The sequence below is a fragment of the Streptomyces sediminimaris genome (assembly GCF_047049295.1).
Classification (GTDB): domain Bacteria; phylum Actinomycetota; class Actinomycetes; order Streptomycetales; family Streptomycetaceae; genus Streptomyces; species Streptomyces sediminimaris.
Map to the genome: position 1 here is coordinate 6,247,676 of NZ_JBJWOT010000001.1, position 21,349 is coordinate 6,269,024.

Annotated in this window: 16 protein-coding genes; 10 read left to right on the top strand and 6 right to left on the bottom strand. The window is 72.7% G+C overall.

The genetic code is table 11. The annotated features are described in order from the left end of the window. Window positions 1-174: 174 nt before the first annotated feature. Window positions 175-1,290, top strand: coding sequence for a CobW family GTP-binding protein (locus ACJ9NR_RS28995; protein ID WP_412492022.1), 1,116 nt, complete (start codon window positions 175-177; stop codon window positions 1,288-1,290). On the opposite strand, the gene ACJ9NR_RS29000 is transcribed toward ACJ9NR_RS28995, so the two are convergent. After that, complete coding sequence (locus ACJ9NR_RS29000) at window positions 1,287-3,743, bottom strand: DNA gyrase/topoisomerase IV subunit A (RefSeq protein WP_412492021.1); 2,457 nt, start codon at window positions 3,741-3,743, stop codon at window positions 1,287-1,289. The genes ACJ9NR_RS28995 and ACJ9NR_RS29000 overlap by 4 nt on opposite strands. A gap of 316 nt (window positions 3,744-4,059) precedes the next feature. Here ACJ9NR_RS29000 and ACJ9NR_RS29005 point away from each other — a divergent pair, with 316 nt between their 5' ends. From ACJ9NR_RS29005 to ACJ9NR_RS29020, 4 genes are all read left to right on the top strand, one after another. After that, window positions 4,060-5,454 (top strand): M16 family metallopeptidase, encoded by a 1,395-nt coding sequence (locus ACJ9NR_RS29005; RefSeq protein WP_412492020.1) that lies wholly within the window; start codon window positions 4,060-4,062, stop codon window positions 5,452-5,454. After that, on the top strand, window positions 5,451-6,839 hold the full coding sequence (locus ACJ9NR_RS29010) for a M16 family metallopeptidase (RefSeq protein ID WP_412492019.1): 1,389 nt from the start codon (window positions 5,451-5,453) through the stop codon (window positions 6,837-6,839). Before ACJ9NR_RS29005 ends, ACJ9NR_RS29010 begins: the two co-directional genes overlap by 4 nt. A 435-nt stretch (window positions 6,840-7,274) precedes the next feature. Then, window positions 7,275-8,039 carry a M23 family metallopeptidase gene (locus ACJ9NR_RS29015; protein ID WP_412492018.1) on the top strand — a complete coding sequence of 255 codons (765 nt, stop codon included), beginning with the start codon at window positions 7,275-7,277 and terminating at the stop codon, window positions 8,037-8,039. Between the two features lie 191 nt (window positions 8,040-8,230). Next, a complete protein-coding gene (locus tag ACJ9NR_RS29020) occupies window positions 8,231-8,926 on the top strand; it encodes a GntR family transcriptional regulator (RefSeq protein WP_412492017.1) in 696 nt (231 codons plus the stop codon). A gap of 161 nt (window positions 8,927-9,087) precedes the next feature. Here the strand turns inward: ACJ9NR_RS29020 and ACJ9NR_RS29025 are convergent, their stop codons facing one another. Next, the gene (locus tag ACJ9NR_RS29025; protein ID WP_003993478.1) at window positions 9,088-9,369 is read right to left on the bottom strand and encodes an HPr family phosphocarrier protein; all 282 of its coding nucleotides are present in this window, start codon (window positions 9,367-9,369) and stop codon (window positions 9,088-9,090) included. Between the two features lie 207 nt (window positions 9,370-9,576). Between ACJ9NR_RS29025 and ACJ9NR_RS29030 the strand changes: the two genes are divergently transcribed. From ACJ9NR_RS29030 to ACJ9NR_RS29045, 4 genes are all read left to right on the top strand, one after another. Continuing rightward, a complete protein-coding gene (locus ACJ9NR_RS29030) occupies window positions 9,577-12,405 on the top strand; it encodes a bifunctional acetate--CoA ligase family protein/GNAT family N-acetyltransferase (RefSeq protein WP_412492016.1) in 2,829 nt (942 codons plus the stop codon). A 127-nt stretch (window positions 12,406-12,532) separates the two neighbouring features. Next, window positions 12,533-13,129 carry a DUF5998 family protein gene (locus ACJ9NR_RS29035; protein ID WP_412492015.1) on the top strand — a complete coding sequence of 199 codons (597 nt, stop codon included), beginning with the start codon at window positions 12,533-12,535 and terminating at the stop codon, window positions 13,127-13,129. After that, window positions 13,129-14,373 (top strand): alkaline phosphatase family protein, encoded by a 1,245-nt coding sequence (locus ACJ9NR_RS29040; protein ID WP_412492014.1) that lies wholly within the window; start codon window positions 13,129-13,131, stop codon window positions 14,371-14,373. The genes ACJ9NR_RS29035 and ACJ9NR_RS29040 overlap by 1 nt, the downstream gene beginning before the upstream one ends. A gap of 43 nt (window positions 14,374-14,416) precedes the next feature. Further along, the gene (locus ACJ9NR_RS29045) at window positions 14,417-15,064 is read left to right on the top strand and encodes a thymidine kinase (RefSeq protein WP_412492013.1); all 648 of its coding nucleotides are present in this window, start codon (window positions 14,417-14,419) and stop codon (window positions 15,062-15,064) included. An 82-nt stretch (window positions 15,065-15,146) separates the two neighbouring features. On the opposite strand, the gene ACJ9NR_RS29050 is transcribed toward ACJ9NR_RS29045, so the two are convergent. Continuing rightward, window positions 15,147-15,950, bottom strand: a complete 804-nt coding sequence (locus ACJ9NR_RS29050; RefSeq protein WP_412492012.1) for a VOC family protein — start codon at window positions 15,948-15,950, stop codon at window positions 15,147-15,149. A gap of 283 nt (window positions 15,951-16,233) precedes the next feature. Between ACJ9NR_RS29050 and ACJ9NR_RS29055 the strand changes: the two genes are divergently transcribed. Continuing rightward, complete coding sequence (locus ACJ9NR_RS29055) at window positions 16,234-17,085, top strand: sulfurtransferase (protein ID WP_412492011.1); 852 nt, start codon at window positions 16,234-16,236, stop codon at window positions 17,083-17,085. A 70-nt stretch (window positions 17,086-17,155) separates the two neighbouring features. On the opposite strand, the gene sepH is transcribed toward ACJ9NR_RS29055, so the two are convergent. The 3 genes from sepH to ACJ9NR_RS29070 all read right to left on the bottom strand — a co-directional run bounded on the left by sepH (window position 17,156) and on the right by ACJ9NR_RS29070 (window position 21,149). Further along, the gene (sepH, locus tag ACJ9NR_RS29060; RefSeq protein ID WP_412492010.1) at window positions 17,156-18,208 is read right to left on the bottom strand and encodes a septation protein SepH; all 1,053 of its coding nucleotides are present in this window, start codon (window positions 18,206-18,208) and stop codon (window positions 17,156-17,158) included. Window positions 18,209-18,631: 423 nt separating this feature from the next. Continuing rightward, a complete protein-coding gene (locus ACJ9NR_RS29065) occupies window positions 18,632-19,951 on the bottom strand; it encodes a D-arabinono-1,4-lactone oxidase (RefSeq protein ID WP_412492009.1) in 1,320 nt (439 codons plus the stop codon). After that, window positions 19,911-21,149, bottom strand: coding sequence for an MFS transporter (locus tag ACJ9NR_RS29070; RefSeq protein ID WP_412492008.1), 1,239 nt, complete (start codon window positions 21,147-21,149; stop codon window positions 19,911-19,913). The genes ACJ9NR_RS29065 and ACJ9NR_RS29070 overlap by 41 nt, the downstream gene beginning before the upstream one ends. Window positions 21,150-21,349 lie beyond the last annotated feature (200 nt).

A 21,349-nucleotide genomic window follows, 5' to 3' on the forward strand; every position in this document is an offset into this window, starting at 1 on the left:
GAAGCGAGGGTCGCACACTCCGGCGCCTTGCCCAACGTCTGCCCCGTAGGAGCTGCTAACAATCGTTCACTCAGCAGTGATTGTCCCGGCTCGTATCCTGGTGCGGCATTCACATCTCGCACGTGCGCCCCGGCCGCGATCCGGCGCACAAGGAAGCGTGGAAGAGGTCGCACGTTGAGTCAGCCGAGCCGCAGCAGCCGGCAGATCCCGGTCGTCGTGCTGGCCGGATTCCTGGGTTCCGGCAAAACCACTCTCCTCAACCACCTCCTGCACCGCAGCGGTGGCAGCCGCATCGGCGCCATCGTCAACGACTTCGGTGCCATCGAGATCGACGCCATGGCCGTGGCGGGCGCACTCGGGGACTCCACCGTCTCCCTCGGCAACGGATGCCTGTGCTGTGCCGTCGACACCGGCGAGCTCGACGACTATCTCGGGCGGCTCGCCCGGCCCTCCGCCGGCATCGACGTCATCGTCATCGAGGCCAGCGGGCTCGCCGAGCCGCAGGAGCTCGTGCGCATGGTGCTTGCGAGCGAGCATCCGGGGGTCGTCTACGGCGGCCTCGTCGAGGTCGTCGACGCCGCGGAGTTCGACGACACCCGCGCCAGGCACCCCGAGATCGACCGGCATCTCGGCCTCGCCGATCTCGTCGTCGTCAACAAACTCGACCGCACGCCCGACGCCGGACGCGTGCTCGCTCTCGTACGGTCGCTGGTCGACCGTGCCGCCGTCGTTCCCGCCTCCCACGGCCGCGTCGACCCCGAGTTCCTCTTCGACTGCCGGCCCGGCGAGGAGCGCATCGGGCAGCTGTCCTTCGACGACGTGCATCTGCCGAACGACGACGGGACCGGCGGTCGCCAGTACGCCGGCCATCTGCACGCCGCCTACGACACCCTCTCCTTCGCCTCCGAAGTGCCCATGGATCCGCGGCGGTTGATGGAATTCCTGGACAGCCGGCCGGAGGGGCTCTACCGGATCAAGGGATACGTCGACTTCGGGCCGTACGACGTCCGGAACCGGTACGCCGTGCACGCCGTGGGGCGCTTCCTGCGGTTCTACCCCGAGCCCTGGCCCGGCGGCTCCGGCGGCGCAGGTGACTCCTGCGCCCCCGGCGCCGTCCGCGCCACACAGCTCGTCCTCATCGGCTCCGGGATCGATGCGCCCGCCCTCGGAAAGGAACTCGACGCGTGCAGGAGCGACGCCCCGCACACCGCCGACGAGGCCGGTATGTGGGGCGTTCTCCGCTATGTACAGGATCCGGACGAGGCGGCTTCGGCGGAGCCGCCGCTCTAGACCGGCCCCGCCACCACCGCCACCGTCTTCGCCAGTGACACCCCCGAGCCGTCGCGCCGCGGGTCGATGTCCGGGAGGTCGGCCGGGGTGCCGTTCTTCTGGGCGGCCTTGGCCGGGGCGGCGCCCGCCCAGGCCAGGGAGAGGCAGTCCTCACCCTTGAGGAAGCGCTGGCAGCGGACGCCGCCGGTGGCGCGGCCCTTGCGCGGGTACTGGTCGAACGGGGTCAGCTTGGCCGTGGTCTGGACCGAGTCGTCCAGGGTGCCGCGGGAGCCCGCGACCGTGAAGACCACCGCGTCGGCCGCCGGGTCCACCGCCGTGAAGGAGATGACCTTCGCGCCGTCCGTCAGCTTGATGCCCGTCATGCCGCCCGCGGGACGGCCCTGCGGGCGGACCTGTGAGGCCTGGTAACGCAGGAGCTGTGCGTCGTCGGTGATGAAGACCAGGTCCTCGTCGCCGGTGCGCAGTTCGACGGCGCCGACGATGCGGTCGCCCTCCTTCAGCGTGACGACCTCCAACTCCTCCTTGTTGGTCGGGTAGTCGGGGACCACGCGCTTGACGACGCCCTGCTCCGTGCCGAGGGCGAGGCCGGGGGAGGACTCGTCGAGGGTGGTCAGGCAGACCACCGTCTCGTCGCCGTCCAGCGGGACGAACTCCGTGAGGGGGGCCCCGCCCGAGAGGTTCGGTGCCGACGCCGTCTCCGGGAGCTGCGGGAGGTCGACGACGTTGATGCGCAGCAGGCGGCCGAGCGAGGTCACGGCGCCGATCTCGCCGCGCGCCGTCGCCGGTACGGCGGAGACGATCACGTCGTGCTTGACGCGCTTGGCGGCCTTGTCCTCCGGGAAGGGCTCGCCGTTCGCCGTACGGGCCAGCAGGCCCGTGGAGGAGAGCAGCACCCGGCAGGGGTCGTCCGCGACCTGCAGCGGCACGGCGGCGGCCGGGGCGCCGGACGCCTCCAGCAGGATCGTGCGCCGCTCGGTGCCGAACTTCTTGGCCACCTGGGCCAGTTCGGAGGAGACCAGCTTGCGCAGTTCCGTGTCCGACTCGAGGATGCGGGTCAGCTCCGCGATCTCGGAGTTGAGCCGGTCCTTCTCGGACTCCAGCTCGATGCGGTCGAACTTGGTGAGACGGCGCAGCGGCGTGTCGAGGATGTACTGGGTCTGCACGTCCGACAGCGAGAAGCGCTCCATCAGGCGTTCCTTGGCCTGCGCGCTGTTCTCGCTGGAGCGGATCAGGCGGATGACCTCGTCGATGTCGACGAGGGCCGTCAGCAGGCCCTCCACCAGGTGCAGGCGGTCGCGCCTCTTGGTGCGGCGGAACTCGCTGCGGCGGCGCACGACCTCGAAGCGGTGGTCGAGGTAGACCTCCAGGAGCTCCTTGAGGCCCAGCGTGAGCGGCTGGCCGTCCACCAGGGCGACGTTGTTGATGCCGAAGGACTCCTCCATCGGCGTCAGCTTGTAGAGCTGCTCCAGGACGGCCTCCGGGACGAAGCCGTTCTTGATCTCGATGACCAGGCGCAGGCCGTGCTCGCGGTCGGTGAGGTCCTTGACGTCGGCGATGCCCTGGATCTTCTTCGCGCCGACCAGGTCCTTGATCTTGGCGATCACCTTCTCCGGGCCGACCGTGAAGGGCAGCTCCGTGACGACCAGGCCCTTGCGGCGGGCGGTGACGGTCTCGACCTCGACCGTGGCGCGGATCTTGAAGGTGCCGCGGCCGCTCTCGTAGGCGTCCCGGATGCCGGAGAGGCCGACGATGCGGCCGCCGGTGGGCAGGTCGGGGCCCGGGACGTGCTTCATCAGCGTGTCCAGGTCCGCGTTCGGGTACCGGATCAGGTGCCGGGCGGCCGCGACGACCTCGCCGAGGTTGTGCGGCGGCATGTTGGTCGCCATACCGACCGCGATGCCCGACGCGCCGTTGACCAGCAGGTTCGGGAAGGCCGCCGGCAGGGCGGCCGGCTCCTGCTCCTGGCCGTCGTAGTTGGGCGCGAAGTCGACCGTGTCCTCGTCGATCGACTCCGTCATCAGGCTGGTCGCCGCGGCCTGGCGGCACTCGGTGTACCGCATGGCGGCCGGCGGGTCGTCGTTGCCCAGCGAGCCGAAGTTGCCGTGGCCGTCGACGAGCGGCACGCGCATGGAGAAGGGCTGGGCCATGCGCACCAGGGCGTCGTAGATCGACGCGTCGCCGTGCGGGTGCAGCTTGCCCATGACCTCGCCGACCACGCGCGCGCACTTCACGTAGCCGCGGTCGGGGCGCAGCCCCATCTCGTTCATCTGGTAGACGATGCGGCGGTGCACCGGCTTGAGGCCGTCGCGGGCGTCGGGCAGGGCTCGCGAGTAGATGACCGAGTACGCGTACTCGAGGAAGGAGCCCTGCATCTCGTCGACGACGTCGATGTCGAGGATCTTCTCCTCGTACGAGTCGTCGGGCGGCGGGGTCTTCGTGCTGCGGCGGGCCATCGCTGCCGGCTCCTCTTTTCTGGTCGCTCGCCTTCGGGTCGCGCCCTTTCGGCTCACTCTTGCCTGAAGCGTGAACGAGATCTGACGCGGACCATTGTGGACCGCGGCACTGACAACGCGGACCAGGACCCGGTGCGGGCGGCCCGGCCCGGCGCTCGGGGATCACCCTCGCCGCGGCTGCCCGCAGGGTACGCGATCCGCTGTGGGCGTACGTCGTCCGGGAACTTCGCCCGCGCTCCGCGCGCTTGCATACAGTGGCAGGACCGGCGGTGAAACCGCGGTTCGAACCACCGCCTCGGCGATCGAAGGGACGTACATGACCATGGGTCACACGGCCACAGACCAGGCAGGCACCGGGGGCCTGACAGCGACGGAGCACCGCCTGGCCAACGGCCTGCGCGTGGTGCTCTCCGAGGACCACCTGACCCCGGTCGCGGCGGTGTGCCTCTGGTACGACGTGGGCTCGAGGCACGAAGTCAAGGGGCGTACCGGCCTGGCTCACCTTTTCGAGCACCTGATGTTCCAGGGCTCCGGGCAGGTCGAGGGCAACGGGCACTTCGAGCTGGTCCAGGGCGCCGGCGGTTCGCTCAACGGCACCACCAGCTTCGAGCGCACCAACTACTTCGAGACCATGCCCGCCCACCAGCTGGAGCTCGCCCTCTGGCTGGAGGCCGACCGCATGGGCTCCCTGCTGGCGGCCCTGGACGACGAGTCCATGGAGAACCAGCGGGACGTCGTCAAGAACGAGCGCCGGCAGCGCTACGACAACGTGCCGTACGGCACGGCGTTCGAGAAGCTGACCGCCCTCGCCTACCCGGAGGGCCACCCCTACCACCACACGCCGATCGGTTCGATGGCCGACCTGGACGCGGCGACCCTGGAGGACGCGCGCGCGTTCTTCCGCACGTACTACGCGCCGGGCAACGCCGTGCTGTCCGTCGTCGGCGACATCGACCCCGAGCAGACGCTCGCCTGGGTCGAGAAGTACTTCGGCTCCATCGCCTCGCACGACGGCAAGCCCGCGCCGCGCGACGGCTCGCTGCCCGACGTCATCGGCGAGCAGCTGCGCGAGGTCGTCGAGGAGGAGGTCCCGGCGCGCGCCCTGATGGCGGCCTACCGGCTGCCGCACGACGGCACGCGCGCGTGCGACGCGGCCGACCTGGCGCTCACCGTCCTCGGCGGTGGCGAGTCCTCCCGGCTCTACAACCGGCTCGTACGGCGCGACCGTACGGCCGTGGCGGCCGGGTTCGGCCTGCTGCGCCTCGCCGGAGCGCCCTCCCTCGGCTGGCTGGACGTGAAGACCTCCGGCGACGTCGAGGTGCCGGTCATCGAGACCGCCATCGACGAGGAGCTCGCCCGGTTCGCCGAGGAGGGCCCCACGGCGGAGGAAATGGAGCGGGCCCAGGCGCAGTTGGAGCGCGAGTGGCTGGACCGGCTCGGCACGGTCGCGGGCCGCGCCGACGAACTGTGCCGCTTCGCCGTCCTGTTCGGCGACCCGCAGCTCGCCCTCACCGCCGTGCGGCGCGTGCTGGAGGTGACGCCCGAGGAGGTCCAGGAGGTCGCCAAGGCCCGCCTGCGTCCCGACAACCGCGCGGTGCTCGTCTACGAGCCCCTCTCGCCCGAGGCCACCGAGGACGGCAATCCCCCCGAAGACCCCGAGGCCGAGGCCACGGTCGAAGCCGGCGACGACAACGAGGAGGCGGCCAAGTGACCGAGCTCGCCACGATGGAGTTCCACCCGCAGCCCCAGGCCGGCGAGGCCAGGCCCTGGGCGTTCCCCGCCCCGGAGCGCGGAGTGCTCGGCAACGGGATGACCGTCCTGCGCTGTCACCGCCCCGGCCAGCAGGTGGTCGCCGTGGAGGTGCTTCTGGACGCGCCCCTGGAGGCCGAGCCGGCCACCGTCGAGGGCGTCGCCACGATCATGGCACGGGCCTTCTCCGAGGGCACCGACAAGCACTCCGCCGAGGAGTTCGCCGCCGAGCTGGAGCGCTGCGGAGCCACCCTCGACTCGCACGCCGACCACCCGGGCGTGCGGCTGAGCCTGGAGGTCCCGGCCTCCCGCCTGGCCAAGGCGCTCGGTCTGCTGTCCGACGCCCTCAGGGCGCCGGCGTTCGCCGACGGCGAGGTCGAGCGGCTGGTCCGCAACCGCCTGGACGAGATCCCGCACGAGCTGGCCAACCCTTCCCGCCGCGCCGCCAAGGAGCTCTCCAAGGAGCTGTTCCCGGCGACCTCGCGCATGTCGCGCCCGCGCCAGGGCACCGAGGAGACGGTCGAGAAGATCGACGCCGCGGCCGTACGCGCCTTCTACGCCCGCCACGTCCGGCCCGCCACGGCCACCGCGGTCGTCGTCGGCGACCTCACCGGTGTCGACCTCGACGCGCTGCTCGGCGAGACCCTGGGCGCCTGGACGGGCTCCCCGGCCGAGCCGCGTCCGGTGCCGCCGGTGACCGCCGACGACACCGGGCGCGTGGTCATCGTGGACCGTCCCGGGGCCGTCCAGACGCAGCTGCTCATCGGCCGGGTCGGCGCCGACCGGCACGACCGCGTCTGGCCCGCGCAGGTCCTCGGCACGTACTGCCTGGGCGGAACGCTCACCTCCCGCCTGGACCGCGTCCTGCGCGAGGAGAAGGGCTACACCTACGGTGTGCGGGCGTTCGGCCAGGTCCTCAGGTCCGCGCCGGACGGTACCGGTGCCGCGATGCTCGCGATCAGCGGCTCCGTCGACACGCCCAACACGGGCCCGGCGCTGCAGGACCTGTGGACGGTGCTGCGCACCCTCGCCGAAGGCGGCCTGACCGACGCCGAGCGGGACGTCGCCGTGCAGAACCTGGTCGGCGTGGCGCCGCTCAAGTACGAGACCGCCGCGGCCGTGGCGAGCACGCTGGCCGACCAGGTCGAGCAGCACCTGCCGGACGACTACCAGGCGACGCTGTACCGGCAGCTCGCCGCCACCGGCACCGTGGAGGCCACCGCGGCCGCCGTGAACGCCTTCCCGGTGGACCGCCTGGTGACGGTGCTCGTCGGTGACGCGGCCCAGATCAAGGAGCCCGTCGAGGCACTGGGCATCGGTGAAGTCACCGTGGTGACCGCGGAGTAGGGGCACGCGCGCGTGGGGCCCTGGTGACGGATACGCCACCAGGGCCCCTTTATGCCTGAATTGAGGGAGAGTTGCCTGTCTGGCCTGTGGGATGCGCTACAAAAGCCGCGATCCGTTTGGGAATCGAAGGCCGTTCTGCCTAGCGTCGTCCGGGCTGTCCGTCAGGCAGTGCGCCGCGCCCGCGGCACCGGACAGTCATCGCCGAGTCCCCGTACGGCGCGAGCCAGGGGAGCCGGGGACCCGTCCGCACCTCCTGTCGCCGCCTCCGCGGCCGCGGAGGCGCAGTCCCCCGGGGTGAATCGGACGCCCGCGCGCAGGCGAGGGGGCCCGTAGGAGACCTTCCTGCTCCGAACCCTCCCCCAGTGCCTGAACGGCCTGGGGGGACCCCCACCGCTAACCCGGTAGGCGAGAGGGAAGGAAAGGACCAGCCAGTTCATGGCGTTCATCTGCGCCACCGGGAAGCACCGTCGTCCCAGCAGGATCAAGCGCGGTACCGCCCAGGCGGCCGGCGTGGCGGCCCTCGCCGCCACCGGCGTCGCCGGTGGCCTCGCCGCCCCGGCGTTCGCCGCGGAGAACTCCGTCGAGCAGACCGGGCTCAACCCCGTCATCACCATCGGCGACACCATCGCCGACAAGATCGACGCCCAGGCCGAGGCGCAGAAGAACGCCGCCGAGGAGGCCGCCCGCAAGCAGGCCGCCGAGGAGGCCGCGCGCCTGAAGGCCGCCGCGAAGGCCAAGGCCGCGCGCGCGGCCAAGGAGCGCGCCGCGCGCGCGGCCGAGCGCAGGCGCTTGAACAGCTTCGTCGCCCCGATAGCGAACTCGTACGTCTCGACGGGCTACAAGACCGGCGGCTCCCTGTGGTCCTCCGGCAGCCACACGGGCATCGACTTCCACGCCGCGAGCGGCACGGTCGTCCACGCCGTCGGCGCCGGCACCGTCGTCCAGACCGGCTGGGGCGGCGCCTACGGCAACCAGATCGTCATCAGGATGCACGACGGCACGTACACCCAGTACGGCCATCTGTCGTCCATCGGTGTCTCGGTGGGCCAGACGGTCACCCCGGGCCAGCACATAGGCCTCTCCGGTTCGACCGGCAACACCACCGGCCCGCACCTGCACTTCGAGGCCCGCACGACTGCCGAGTACGGCTCGGACATCGATCCCGTCGCCTACCTGCGCTCGCACGGCGTCGACGTCTGACGACCCGCCCCGGCGATCCCCCCGAGGCCCCGGCTCCCGAGCCGGGGCCTTTCGGCGTTTCACCGGCCCCGCTGTCCAAAAAATATCCATGGATTCCGGCCCGCCGTCGGAAATTCTGGCCCGGTGCAATAGAGTCACCGGAACACGCGTCAATCATCGACGTTTCGCGGGGATTAAGTCGGAGGTCGGTCATGCGTATTCCGGCGCACTCGGTGTGCACGGCGATCCGGGACGACATCGTCGCGGGTGTCTACGAGCGCGGCGGCCGGCTCACCGAGGAACTCCTCGCCCGCCGCTACGGCGTCTCGCGCGTCCCCGTGCGCGAGGCGCTGCGCACCCTGGAGGCGGAGGGCTTCGTGGTGACCCGGCGGCACGCGGGCGCGTGCGTGGCGGAGCCGGACGAGCAGGAGGCGGCCGACCTGCTGGAGATGCGGGTGCTCCTCGAACCGCTCGCCGCCTCCCGGGCCGCCCAGCGCCGCACCGAGGCCCATCTCAAGGTGCTGCGCGGCCTGGTCAGGCTGGGTCAGGAGCGGGCCAGGCGCGGCAACGGCGAGGATCTGCGCTCTCTGGAGTCCTGGTTCCACGAGACGCTCGCCCAGGCCTCCGGCAGCCCCGCGCTGACCTCGATGCTGACCCAGCTGCGGCACAAGATCGCCTGGATGTACGCCGTGGAGGCGCCCGCCGGCCCCGTGGAGTCCTGGGCGGAGCACGGGGCGATCGTCGACGCCGTGGCCCGGGGCGACAGCGAGCGCGCGCGTGCGGTCACGGCCCTGCACGCCGAGCGCTCTGGTGCGGGGCACCGGCTGCGGTTCGGCCCCGGCGGCGGTCGCGCCGACCGTGTGAGGACCTCGCAACACGCCGTAAACGTGACGGGCCCGCGGCATTAACACGCACGCCGTATACAAAGGGAGTGGAATTGGCCGGGGGTTGTTTCTGCTGCCCGCGTCCGGGAATTCCGCCGACGCCGACCGGGATTCCTGCCGCCCCGGCACGGGAAATGCGAAGGGCCCGCCCGGCAATCCGGACGAGCCCTTCTGCGGTGCTGCGGTCAGACGGTCTCGGGGAGTTCTTCGAGACCCTCGGAGACCAGCTTCGCCAGCCGGTCGAGGGCGGCGTCGGCGCCCTCGGCGTCGGAGGCGAGGACGATCTCCTCGCCACCCTGGGCGCCGAGGCCCAGGACGGCCAGCATGGAGGCCGCGTTGACGGGGTTGCCGTCGGCCTTGGCGATCGTCACGGGGACACCTGCGGCCGTGGCGGCCCGGACGAAGATGGAAGCGGGGCGGGCGTGGAGGCCCTCGGCCCAGCCGACGTTGACGCGGCGCTCAGCCATGTGATGCTGCCCTTCGGTGTTCAGGGTTGTCTAGACCAGTTTCCCACACGTGAAACCTGCCCGGAACGGTCCTTCGTCCCGTCCGGAGGTGGGCCGTCGGACCGCGGCCTCGGCCCGACGTGCGTCCTTGTTCCGTCCACGGCGACTGCCGTGCTCCCCACAGACTGCCTCGCGCCGTTGTCGGACGCGAGCCGTACTCTGGGGCCCATGCAGACCTCGTCGGACCGGCACGAGTACCCCGCCCACTGGGAAGCCGACGTGGTGCTGCGCGACGGCGGCACCGCGCGCATCCGCCCCATCACCGTTGATGACGCCGAGCGCCTGGTCAGCTTCTACGAGCAGGTGTCGGACGAGTCGAAGTACTACCGCTTCTTCGCGCCGTACCCCCGCCTGTCCGCCAAGGACGTCCACCGCTTCACGCACCACGACTTTGTGGACCGGGTGGGACTCGCGGCCACGATCGGCGGCGAGTTCATCGCCACCGTACGCTATGACCGCGTCGGTGCCGACGGAATGCCCGCCCGGGCGCCGGCCGACGAGGCCGAGGTCGCCTTCCTGGTCCAGGACGCCCACCAGGGGCGCGGTGTCGCCTCCGCCCTCCTCGAGCACATCGCCGCGGTGGCCCGCGAGCGGGGCATCCGCCGCTTCACCGCCGAGGTGCTGCCCGCCAACGTGAAAATGATCAAGGTGTTCACGGACGCCGGGTACACCCAGAAGCGCAGCTTCGAGGACGGCGTCGTACGCCTGCAGTTCGACATCGAACCCACCGACCGGTCGCTCGCCGTGCAGCGCGCGCGGGAGCAGCGCGCCGAGGGGCGCTCGGTGCGACGGCTGCTGCGGCCCGGCTCCGTCGCCGTCGTCGGCACCGGCCGCGCGCCCGGGGGTGTGGGCCGCAGCATCCTCGACAACATCCGGGACGCCGGCTTCACCGGGTCGCTGCACGCCGTGAACAAAGCGCTCCCCGAAGGGCTCAAGGAGTTCGATGGGGTTCCGGCGTACCGCTCGGTGCGGGACATCGACGGACCCGTCGACCTCGCCGTGGTCGCCGTCCCGGCCGACCACGTGCCCGAGGTCGTCACCGAGTGCGGCGAGCACGGCGTGCAGGGACTCGTCGTCGTCTCCGCCGGCTACGCCGAGAGCGGGCCCGAGGGGCGCGAGCGCCAGCGCGAACTCGTGCGGCACGCGCGCACGTACGGCATGCGGATCATCGGGCCGAACGCCTTCGGCGTCATCAACACCTCCCCCGGGATACGGCTGAACGCCTCCCTCGCCCCCGAGATGCCCCGCCCCGGCCGGATCGGCCTCTTCGCCCAGTCCGGCGCCATCGGCATCGCGCTGCTGTCCCGTCTCGAGCGCCGCGGCGGCGGAGTCACCGGTGTCACGGGCGTCTCGACCTTCGTGTCGTCCGGCAACCGCGCGGACGTGTCGGGCAACGACGTGATCCAGTTCTGGTACGACGACCCGGACACCGACGTCGTCCTCATGTACCTGGAGTCCATCGGCAACCCGCGCAAGTTCACCCGCCTCGCCCGGCGGACCGCGGCCGCGAAGCCGCTGGTCGTGGTCCAGGGCTCCGGCTCCGCGCCGCAGGGCCACGCCGTACGCGCCACGCGGCTGCCGCACGCGACGGTCTCGGCGCTGCTCCGGCAGGCCGGGGTGATCCGCGTGGACACCATCACCGAGCTGGTCGACGCGGGCCTGCTGCTCGCGCGCCAGCCGCTGCCGGCGGGGCCCCGCGTGGCGATCCTGGGCAACTCGGAGTCACTGGGGCTGCTCACCTACGACGCGTGCCTGTCCGAGGGACTCCGGCCGCTGAGGCCGCTCGACCTGACGACGCAGGCCTCGGCGGTCGACTTCCACGCGGCGCTGTCGCGGGCGCTCGCGGACGAGGCGTGCGACGCGGTCGTGGTCACCGCGATCCCGGCGATCGGCGAGGGCTCGCCGGGGGACGCACAGCTCGCCGACGCGCTGCGCTCGGCGGCCGAACGGGTCCCGGGCAAGCCGGTGCTCGTGGTGCACGTGGAACTCGGCGGCCTCGCCGAGGCCCTGTCGGCGGCGACCAGCACCGCGCCCCGGCCGGACGCCAGGGCCACCGGCACCCGCCGGCTCCGCCCGTCGCAGCAGCTGCCGCCGCCGGTGCGCACCCGGGAGCCCGCCGCCCCCGACGCCGGTCCCCGCCTCATCCCCGCCTACCCCGCGGCCGAGCGTGCCGTCCGCGCCCTCGCGGAGGCCGTGCACTACGCCCAGTGGCGGCGCGACGCGGCCGAGCCCGGCAGGGTGCCCGAGTACGAGGACATCGACGAGAAGGGCGCGGCCCGGCTCATCGACGGCATGCTCGCCCGCGGCCAGGGGCTCACGCTCGGCACTGAGGAGACGCACGAGCTGCTCGCGCGCTACGGCATCACCGTGCGCAGGGCGGTCCCCGCGTTCACCCCGGACGACGCCGCCCGGGCCGCCGCCGCGGTCGGCTACCCGGTCGCCCTCAAGGCCACCGCCCCGCACCTGCGCCACCGCGCCGACCTGGGCGGCGTACGGCTGGACCTCGCCGACGAGGGGCAGCTCCGGCGGGCGTACGCCGAGCTGACCGAGCTGTTCGGGAAGCCGGAGGAGCTGCGGCCCGTGGTGCAGCAGATGGCGCCACGCGGCGTGGACACCGTCGTACGGGCCGTCATCGATCCCGCGGCCGGGGCGGTCCTGTCCTTCGGGCTGGCCGGCGCCGCCTCCCAGCTGCTCGGCGACATGGCACACCGGCTGGTTCCGGTCACCGACCGGGAGGCGGCCTCGCTGGTCCGCTCGATCCGCACGGCGCCGCTGCTGTTCGGCTGGCGCGGCTCCACACCGGTGGACACGCCCGCGCTGGAGGAGCTGCTGCTGCGGGTCTCCCGGCTGGTCGACGACCACCCGGAGGTCGTGGCGGTGACCCTGGAGCCGGTCGTGGTCGCACCGCGTGGCCTGACCGTGCTCGGCGCCTCGGTCCGCATCGCACCGCCACCGGCCCGCGACGACCTCGGCCCGCGCACGCTTCCCCTCTACTGAGACCCGCGCCGGTGGTTCCCTCCGCCGAGACCCGCGTACGCTTCCCCTCCACCGGGGGAAGAGTCCACCGGGACGTGCGCACGGACACCGCATGACCGGTGCCTCGCAGTCGGTGCGCCCCCTTAGGATGGACGTCATGGCCAAGACCAGTACGACGACCCAGGGGCTGCGTGCGGCGATCGAGCGCAGCGGCTACTACCCGGCCCTCGTGGCCGAGGCGGTGGAGGCCGCCGTGGGCGGCGAGCCCATGCGGTCGTACCTGGTCCACCAGGAGACGACGTTCGACCAGAACGAGGTGCGGCGGCACGTGACCGTGCTCGTCCTCACCGGCAACCGCTTCATCGTCAGCCACACCGACGAGCAGGCGGCGGACGACACGTCCCCGACGCCGTACGCCACCACCTCGACGGAGTCGGTGAAGCTCGGACGGATCTCGTCGGTCGTGGTCAGCCGCGTGGTCGCCAACCCGGAGCAGTACCAGCCGGGCACGCTGCCCCGCGAGGTCGTCCTGACCATCGGCTGGGGCGCCGTCTCCCGCATCGACCTCGAGCCGGCCGCCTGCGGCGACCCCAACTGCGAGGCGGACCACGGCTACACGGGCAACTCGACCGCGGACGACCTCAGTCTGCGCGTCAGCGAGGCCGGGGACGGCCCGGAGACGGTGCGCCAGGCCCTCGCCTTCGCCCAGTCCCTCTCCGAGGCGACCGCGGACACCAGCCGCTGATGGCCCACCCGCCGCCCCCCGCCGCCCACGACCGAGGGCCCTTCGCGCCCACCCCCGCCGGCTCTCCCTGGGACGCCCACCCCGAACCCCTGGCCGTCGACTCCGCGCCGCTCCCGGAGTACGGCAGCGGCTCGCTCGCCGACCTGCTGCCCACGCTGGCCGCCGGCATGGGCGTACCGGGCATGACGGCCGCGATCACCGAGCTGACCCCCGCCGACCGCGCCTGCGTCTTCCTGATCGACGGCCTCGGCTGGCAGCAGCTGGAGGCCCACCCGGACGAGGCCCCCTTCATGACCTCGCTCCTCGGCACCTCGCGCGGCGGCACCGGGCGCCCCCTGACCACCGGCTACCCGGCGACCACCGCGACCTCCCTGGCCTCCGTCGGCACCGGCCTGCCGCCGGGCGCGCACGGCCTGCCCGGCTACACCGTGCGCAACCCCGCCACCGGTGAGCTGATGAACCAGCTGCGCTGGCAGCCGTGGACCGAACCGCGCGCGTGGCAGCCGTACCCCACCGTCTTCCGGCTCGCCCACGACGCGGGCGTGCACGCGGCCCAGGTGTCCTCGCCCACCTTCGAGACCACCCCGCTGACCAAGGTCGCGCTCAGCGGCGGAACGTTCCACGGACGGCTCTCCGGCGAGGACCGCATGGACCTCGCCGCCGGGCAACTGGCCGCCGGTGACCGCTCTCTGGTCTACACGTACTACGCCGAGCTCGACGGCGCAGGCCACCGCTACGGCGTCGAGTCGGACACCTGGCGCGGCCAGCTCATGCACGTCGACCGGCTCGTCCAGCGCCTCGCCGAGCAGCTGCCGGAGCGCACCGCGCTGTACGTCACCGCCGATCACGGCATGGTCGACGTCCCCTTCGACGAGGAGCACCGCATCGACTTCGACGCGGACTGGGAGCTGAGGGCCGGTGTCGCCCTGCTGGGCGGCGAGGGCCGGGCCCGGCACGTGTACGCGGTCCCCGGCGCCGGCGACGACGTGCTGGCGGTCTGGCGCGAGGTGCTCGGCGAGCAGTTCTGGGTGGCCTCGCGGGACGAGGCGATCGCGGCCGGCTGGTTCGGCCCGCGCGTGGACGAGCGGGTGCGCGCGCGCATCGGCGACGTCGTCGCGGCCGCGCGCGACGACGTCCTGATCGTCGCCTCCGAGCGGGAGCCGAAGGAGTCGGCGATGGTCGGCAACCACGGTTCCATGACCCCTGCCGAACAGCTGATCCCGCTGCTCGAAGTACGCTCCTGAAGCCCGACCCCCGATCCCGCCGCCGAAAGGTGCTCGACTCGCCATGCCCGAGCTGGTCTTCTTCTCCGGAACCATGGACTGCGGGAAGTCGACGCTGGCTCTGCAGATCGAGCACAACCGCTCGGCGCGCGGCCTGTCGGGCATGATCTTCACCCGCGACGACCGCGCGGGCGAGGGCAAGCTCTCCTCCCGCCTCGGCCTGGTCACGGACGCGGTGGAGGTCGAGGACGGGCAGGACCTGTACGCCCACATCGTCGACCACCTCTCGCAGCGCGGCCGCGCGGACTACGTCATCGCGGACGAGGCGCAGTTCCTGGCGCCCGAGCAGATCGACCAGCTCGCGCGCGTGGTCGACGACCTGGGCCTGGACGTCTACGCCTTCGGCATCACGACCGACTTCCGCACCAAGCTCTTCCCCGGCTCGCAGCGCCTGATCGAGCTGGCCGACCGTGTCGAGGTCCTCCAGGTCGAGGCCCTGTGCTGGTGCGGCGCCCGCGCCACGCACAACGCCCGCACCATAGGCGGTGCCATGGTCGTCGAGGGCGCACAGGTGGTCGTGGGCGACGTCAACCAGCCGGAGGACATCGGCTACGAGGTCCTGTGCCGGCGTCACCACCGCCGCCGTATGACGGCGGCGACGTCCGGCGCGGCGGCGCTGTCCCCGGACGTGCTGCCGACCTCGCAGGTCTAGGTTCTGTTCCTTGGATCGTGTGCGGAGCCAGTAGGCCGGTCCGAGGCCCGTCCGGCTGCCCGGGACCAACGGGGGCCGCGGCTCAGCGCGGGCTCTCGATCAGGCAGAAGCGGGCGCCCTCCGGGTCGGCCACCGTGGCCACGCGCCCGTGGGCGCTGTCCCTGGGCGGCGTCAGGACGTGGCCGCCGAGATCCACCAGGCGTTCCACCGTGTCGTCCGCGTCGGCGACCTCGAAGTACGTGATCCAGTGCGGGCCCCGGTCGCGGGGGAGGGCGTGGCCCACGCCGTGGATGCCGGCGACGGGGCGCCCGTCGATGTGGAGGGTCAGGTAGTCGAAGTCGGCGGAGACGACCGCCTCCTCCTCGTAGCCGAAGACCGCCTCGTAGAACTTGGCCACGCTGACCGACTCGTAGGTGAGCAGCTCGTTCCAGGCGGGGGTGCCGGGGACGCCCGTCAGGGCCGTGCCCTGGTGTCCGGCCGCCTGCCAGATGCCGAAGACGGCGCCGGAGGGGTCGGAGCCGATCGCGAGCCGGCCCGCCTCGGCGGCGTCGAGCGGCCCCACGCCGATGGTGCCGCCGCACAGCCGTACCGTCTCGGCGGTCACGTCCACGTCGTCCGAGGCGAGGTAGGGCGTCCAGGCGACGGGCAGCCGGCGGTCCGGCGGCAGCCGGCCGATGCCGGCCACCTCGTGGCCGTCGAGCAGGGCCCGCACGTACGGGCCGAGCTGCTGCGGGCCCGGCTGGAACTCCCACCCGAACAGGGAGCCGTAGAACTCCTGGGTGGTGGCCAAACCGTGCACCATCAGGCTCACCCAGCAGGGCGTGCCGGGTGCGTGCCGAGTGTGCGTCCCGCCGTTCGGGCCGGCCGATCCCCGTGCCTCGGTCATCGTCGCTCTCTCCCAGACCCCTCACGGTGGCCTTGTCGCTCCGCACTCCGGATCTCTGTGCCGATGCTCGCACCACCGGTGCCTCCGCGCGCTCCGGGCGCGCCGCCTTGCCCGGAGGATGCCCGGTGTACGGATTCTCATCCGTTTCTGTACGATTACCGACGAATGTCGATCAGCTGTACGGCATGTGCTCGAACCCGCACGCCTCGTGACCACCCTGTCCGGCCGAGCAGAGTAGCCGGACCTGGACGGCGCGGCCACCCCGTGCGCGAGGATGGCGACCATGAACGCCATCATCTCCGCTTCCGAACTCGCCGCCCGGCTGGCGGGACCGCACCCGCCGGTCCTGCTCGACGTCCGCTGGCAGCTCAGCCTGGCCAGGGCGGCCGGTGCACCGCCCTTCGACGGCCGCGCGGAGTACGCGGCCGGGCACATCCCCGGTGCCGTCTACGTCGACCTGGACACCGAGCTCGCCTCCGAACCCGGCGGGCACGGCCGCCATCCGCTGCCGGACCTGGAGGTCTTCGGCGCCGCGATGCGGCGGGCCGGGGTGTCGGCCGCGCGGCCGGTGGTCGTCCACGACGGCGGCCTCGGCTGGGCGGCGGCCCGCGCGTGGTGGCTGCTGCGCTGGACGGGTCACCCGGACGTGCGGGTCCTCGACGGCGGGTTGCCGTCCTGGCGGGGCCCGTTGGAGACGTCCGTGCCGGCGCCCGGCGAGGGTGACTTCGAACCGGTGCCGGGTGCCGCGGGGTTGCTGGACGCCGACGGCGCGGCGGCACTGGCGCGCACCGGCGTGCTGTTCGACGCGCGGGCGGGGGAGCGCTACCGCGGGGAGGTGGAGCCGATCGACCGGGTCGGCGGGCACATCCCGGGCGCGGTGTCGGCGCCCACGAACGAGAACGTGGCCGCCGACGGGCGGTTCCTGCCCGCGGAGGAGCTGGCCGGGCGCTTCAAGGCCCTTGGGGCGGCCGACGGTTCGCCGGTCGGTGTCTACTGCGGCTCGGGCGTCTCCGCGGCGCACGAGGTGCTCGCGCTGGCGGTCGCGGGCATCGACGCCGCGCTGTACGTGGGCTCGTGGTCGGAGTGGTCCTCCGATCCGTCGCGTCCGGTGGCCGTCGGGCCCGACCCCCGGTGACACCCGCGGCCGCCGCGCAGGGGGAGGGGCCGCACCCGTCGGGTGCGGCCCCTCCCCCTGCGCCGGGCGGTTACTCCTGCTTCTTGCGCCGGGTCCCGAACACGATCTCGTCCCAGCTGGGCACCGCCGCGCGGCGGCCGGGACGGACACCGTCGGCCTCGGCCTGCCGGTCGGTGGCGCCGACGAGGCGGTCGCGGTGGCTGCCGACCGAGCGCGGCATGAGGACATCCGCGTAGGCGGAACCGGCCGAGGCCGCGGGAGCCGGAGGCTCCTCCGCCTCGGCCTCGGTGGGCGGCTCCTCCGCCGGCGGCGCCGGCGGAGGGGTGTCCGGAACCGGGCGCTCCGGTACCACCAGATCGCCGCGGAAGCTGGGTACGGCCTCCAGCAGGCTGGTCAGCGAGTCCCGCTCGCCCCCGCCCTCCTCGGCGGGCTCGGACGACGACGCGGGCAGGCTCGGCCGCTCCCGGTCGAGGGTGCGGTCCAGCGGGCGGTCGCGCGGCAGCCGGGCGATGCGCGGTACGAACGGGAAACTGGGCTCCGCGGCCGCGAGGTCCTCGGACTCGCCGATGAGCGAGCGCGCCTCCTCGTCGACGGCCTGGACGAGCCGCCGGGGCGGGTCGTACGTCCAGCTCGCCGAGTGCGGTTCGCCGGCGACCCGGTAGACCAGCAGGACCTCCCAGGTGCCGTCGTCGCGGCGCCACGAGTCCCACTGCACGGTGTCCTTCTCGGCGCCGCGCAGCAGCAGCCGCTCCTGGACGGCCTCGCCGAGCTGCGGGCCGGTGTTCTCGCCGGGGCGGCGGACGGGCGTCTTGCGGGCCCGCTCGGCCATGAACGCGCGCTCCGCGAGCACCGGGCCCTCGAAGCGGCGTACGCGGTCGACGGGGATGCCGGCGAGCTGGGCCACCTCTTCGGCGGACGCGCCGGCGCGTATACGTGCCTGGATGTCGCGGGGGCGGAGATGGCTCTCCACCTCGATCTCGATCTGGCCGAGGCGGGGCCGGTCGCCGCGCACCGCCGCGCGCAGGCGCTCGTCGATCGGAAGCGTGTACTCCGTTGAGTCGGCAGCCTTCAGCACCAGCCGTGTGCCGTCATTCGAGACGGCCACGACACGCAGTTCGGGCATGGGGACCTCCCGGGTGGTGCCTGCCGACGTCACGTGCGTCGCTGCTTCCGCTAGTCGAGTGTGGCCTGCCCGGGTGCAGCCTGCCACAACCTTGCCGAGTTGCCCGGCGTGTCGGGCACGGGCCCTGAGCCGCCGTTATGGCACGGTTACCTATTCGCAACGCTAAGTGACCAACTCCGTCACCCTGTGCAACTAGCCCCCTCACGGCGGTCCTTGACGGTCACGGACGCCCTGGCGGGAGATCGGACCCAGGGCTCGCAACAGTACTCCATTCGGGCCACGTACGTGGATCGGCGCGCCGCTCAACTTCCGGCAAGGGGCGGTCCCCGGCCGCCCGTTGAGGGGTTTCCAGGATCTTGGAAGTGGCGTACTTCACGGAATCGCCAGAAACGGAACCAGTGGTTGCGAACCCGGCGTCCGTGGCTACGGCCCCAGCACCCGCCGCAGGTAGTCGTTCTGGAAGCGCCGGTCGGGGTCGAGCCGGTCGCGCAGCGCGGTGAACTCGCCGAAGCGGGGGTAGACCCGGGAGAAGTAGTCGGCGTCCCCGGTGTGCACCTTGCCCCAGTGCGGCCGGCCCTCGTGGGCGGTGAAGATGCGTTCCGCGGCGGTGAAGTACGCCTGGTAGGGGGTGCCCCTGAACATGTGGACGGCGATGTACGCGCTCTCCCGGCCCGACGCCGTGGACAGCGTGATGTCGTCGGCCGGGGCGGTGCGCACCTCGACCGGGAAACTGATCCGCAGGCCGGAGCGGTCGACCATCGCCTTGATCTCGCGCAGCGTCTCGGTCAGGGCCTCGCGCGGGACGGCGTACTCCATCTCCACGAACCGCACCCGGCGCGGGGACGTGAAGACCTTGTACGGAATGTCGGTGTAACCGCGCGCGGACAGGGCGGTGCTGGCGATCCGGGCGATCGCCGGGACGGTGGCGGGCACCGCGCGGCCGAGCCACTGGGCCACCTGGAAGACGCCGTTGGAGAGGAACTCGTCCTCGATCCAGCCCGCGACCGGGGACACCGGCTTCTCCGGCCCGGCGCTGCGGTTGTTGCGCTTGGTGTTGGTGTTGCCGGTGTGCGGGAACCAGTAGAACTCGAAGTGCTCGTTCTCGGTCCGCAGCTCGTCGAACTCCGCGAGGACCTTCTCCAGCGGCATCGGCTCCTCGCGCGCGGTGAGCAGGAAGATCGGCTCCACGGCGAAGGTGATCGCGGTGACGACGCCGAGCGCGCCGAGGCCGATCCGGGCGGCCGCGAAGACCTCGGGATTCTCCTTCTCGGAACAGGTGAGCACCGATCCGTCCGCGGTGACCAGCTCCAGCCCCCTGATCTGGGCGGCGATCGACGCGGACTCGCGGCCCGTGCCGTGCGTGCCGGTGCTGGTGGCGCCGGAGACCGTCTGCTCCATGATGTCGCCCATGTTGGTCAGCGACAGGCCCTCGCGGGCCAGGGCCATGTTGAGTCTCTTGAGCGGGGTGCCCGCCTCGACCGTGACCGTCATGGCGTCACGGTCGATCGCCCGGATACCGGTCAACAGTTGAGGGTGGATCAATACACCGTCGGTGGCGGCGATGGACGTGAAGGAGTGCCCGCTGCCGACGGCCTTCACGGTCAGGCCGTCCTCCGCGGCCGCGCGTACCGCCGCGGACAGCTCCTCCACGGAGGCCGGCGAGACCTCGCGCGCCGGACGGGACGCGACGTTGCCGCCCCAGTTACGCCACGTGCCGTTCTTCACGCTCGCTGTGCTGCTCAACGGTGCCTCCCCGTTGCGTAGCCGGCCTGCTGAGCCGGCGGTACCCCAGAAAACCGACCGCGACCGCGACGGCCCCGGACACCGCCGGGACCCCGTACCCGGCACGCGCGCCGGCCGCGTCGATGACCCAGCCGGCCACCGAGGAGCCGAGCGCGACACCGACCGCGAGCCCGGTACTCACCCAGGTCATTCCCTCGGTCAACTGCGTGCGCGGTACGTGCTCTTCGATGAGGGACATCGTCGTGATCATCGTGGGAGCGATGGTCAGACCCGCAACGAACAGCGCCACGGCCAGAAGCGGCAGGTTTCCGACCAGTAGGAGGGGGATCATACTCACGCCCATCGCACACACGCCCAGCAGCCAGCGGCGGGCGGGCGCCCCGGCGAGGTGCAGCAGCCCGAACACGACCCCCGCCACGCACGAGCCCCCCGCGTACAGCGCGAGCACCAGACTCGCGGCGGCCTTGTGCCCCCGCTCGTCGGCGAAGGCCACGGTGACCACGTCGACCGCCCCGAAGACCGCCCCGGTCGCCGCGAAGGTGGCCACCAGGACCTGCAGCCCGGGGGAGCTCAGGGCCGTGCCGCCGCCGTGCTTCGCGCGCGGGTGCGGCCGCGGTTCCGTGGCGCGCTGGGCGGTCAGCCAGAAGACGCCGGCCGCCAGGAAACAGGCGGCCAGCAGGGGGCCCGCCTCCGGGAACCAGGCCGTGGACAGCCCGATGGAGATGATCGGCCCGAGGATGAAGCACACCTCGTCGACCACGGACTCGAAGGAGTAGGCGGTGTGCAGCCGCGGGGTGCCCGCGTACAGGGCCGCCCAGCGGGCGCGGACCATCGCGCCGAGGCTCGGCACCGAGCCGATGCCCGCGGCGCAGGCGAACAGCACCCGGTCCGGCCACCCGAGGTGCGCGGCGAGCAGCAGCCCGGCCGCCGCCGAGAGCGCGACGAGCGTCGCGGGCCGCAGCACCCTGCGCTGTCCGTGCCGGTCCACCAGCCGGGAGATCTGCGGTCCGATCGCCGCGGCCGCGAGCGCGATGGTGGCCGACAGGGCACCGGCCAGCCCGTAGCGCCCGGTCAGCTCGGAGACCATCGTCACCACGCCGATGCCCATCATCGACAGCGGCATCCGGCCGAGGAGGCCCGCGGCGGAGAAGCCCTTGGTGCCGGGGACGGCGAACAGGGCGCGGTAGGGGCTGGGCACGGGGTCTCCGATGGGTGCGGACCGGTAGCCGGACAGCGGGGTGGCAGGGTTCAGTAAGGTGCCACTGCGGCTGATACAGCTTACGAGCCGGGCGGCCCCGACGCACCCGTCATGCGCCGCTGAACGCGCCCGACCGGGTCCGGGCCCCGCCCGTCACCCGCCGATTCCCGGCCGCCGGTGCCGGGTGGGAGGATCGAGCC

Bases quoted from the DNA above. Each gene is read 5' to 3' on its own strand.
- ACJ9NR_RS29050 (WP_412492012.1), bottom strand. From the start codon at position 15,950: ATGACCGAGGCACGGGGATCGGCCGGCCCGAACGGCGGGACGCACACT.
- ACJ9NR_RS29015 (WP_412492018.1), top strand. From the start codon at position 7,275: ATGGCGTTCATCTGCGCCACCGGGAAGCACCGTCGTCCCAGCAGGATC.
- ACJ9NR_RS29040 (WP_412492014.1), top strand. From the start codon at position 13,129: ATGGCCCACCCGCCGCCCCCCGCCGCCCACGACCGAGGGCCCTTCGCG.
- ACJ9NR_RS29030 (WP_412492016.1), top strand. From the start codon at position 9,577: ATGCAGACCTCGTCGGACCGGCACGAGTACCCCGCCCACTGGGAAGCC.
- ACJ9NR_RS29000 (WP_412492021.1), bottom strand. From the start codon at position 3,743: ATGGCCCGCCGCAGCACGAAGACCCCGCCGCCCGACGACTCGTACGAG.
- ACJ9NR_RS29045 (WP_412492013.1), top strand. From the start codon at position 14,417: ATGCCCGAGCTGGTCTTCTTCTCCGGAACCATGGACTGCGGGAAGTCG.
- ACJ9NR_RS29055 (WP_412492011.1), top strand. From the start codon at position 16,234: ATGAACGCCATCATCTCCGCTTCCGAACTCGCCGCCCGGCTGGCGGGA.
- ACJ9NR_RS29005 (WP_412492020.1), top strand. From the start codon at position 4,060: ATGACCATGGGTCACACGGCCACAGACCAGGCAGGCACCGGGGGCCTG.
- sepH (WP_412492010.1), bottom strand. From the start codon at position 18,208: ATGCCCGAACTGCGTGTCGTGGCCGTCTCGAATGACGGCACACGGCTG.
- ACJ9NR_RS29025 (WP_003993478.1), bottom strand. From the start codon at position 9,369: ATGGCTGAGCGCCGCGTCAACGTCGGCTGGGCCGAGGGCCTCCACGCC.
- ACJ9NR_RS29020 (WP_412492017.1), top strand. From the start codon at position 8,231: ATGCGTATTCCGGCGCACTCGGTGTGCACGGCGATCCGGGACGACATC.
- ACJ9NR_RS29035 (WP_412492015.1), top strand. From the start codon at position 12,533: ATGGACGTCATGGCCAAGACCAGTACGACGACCCAGGGGCTGCGTGCG.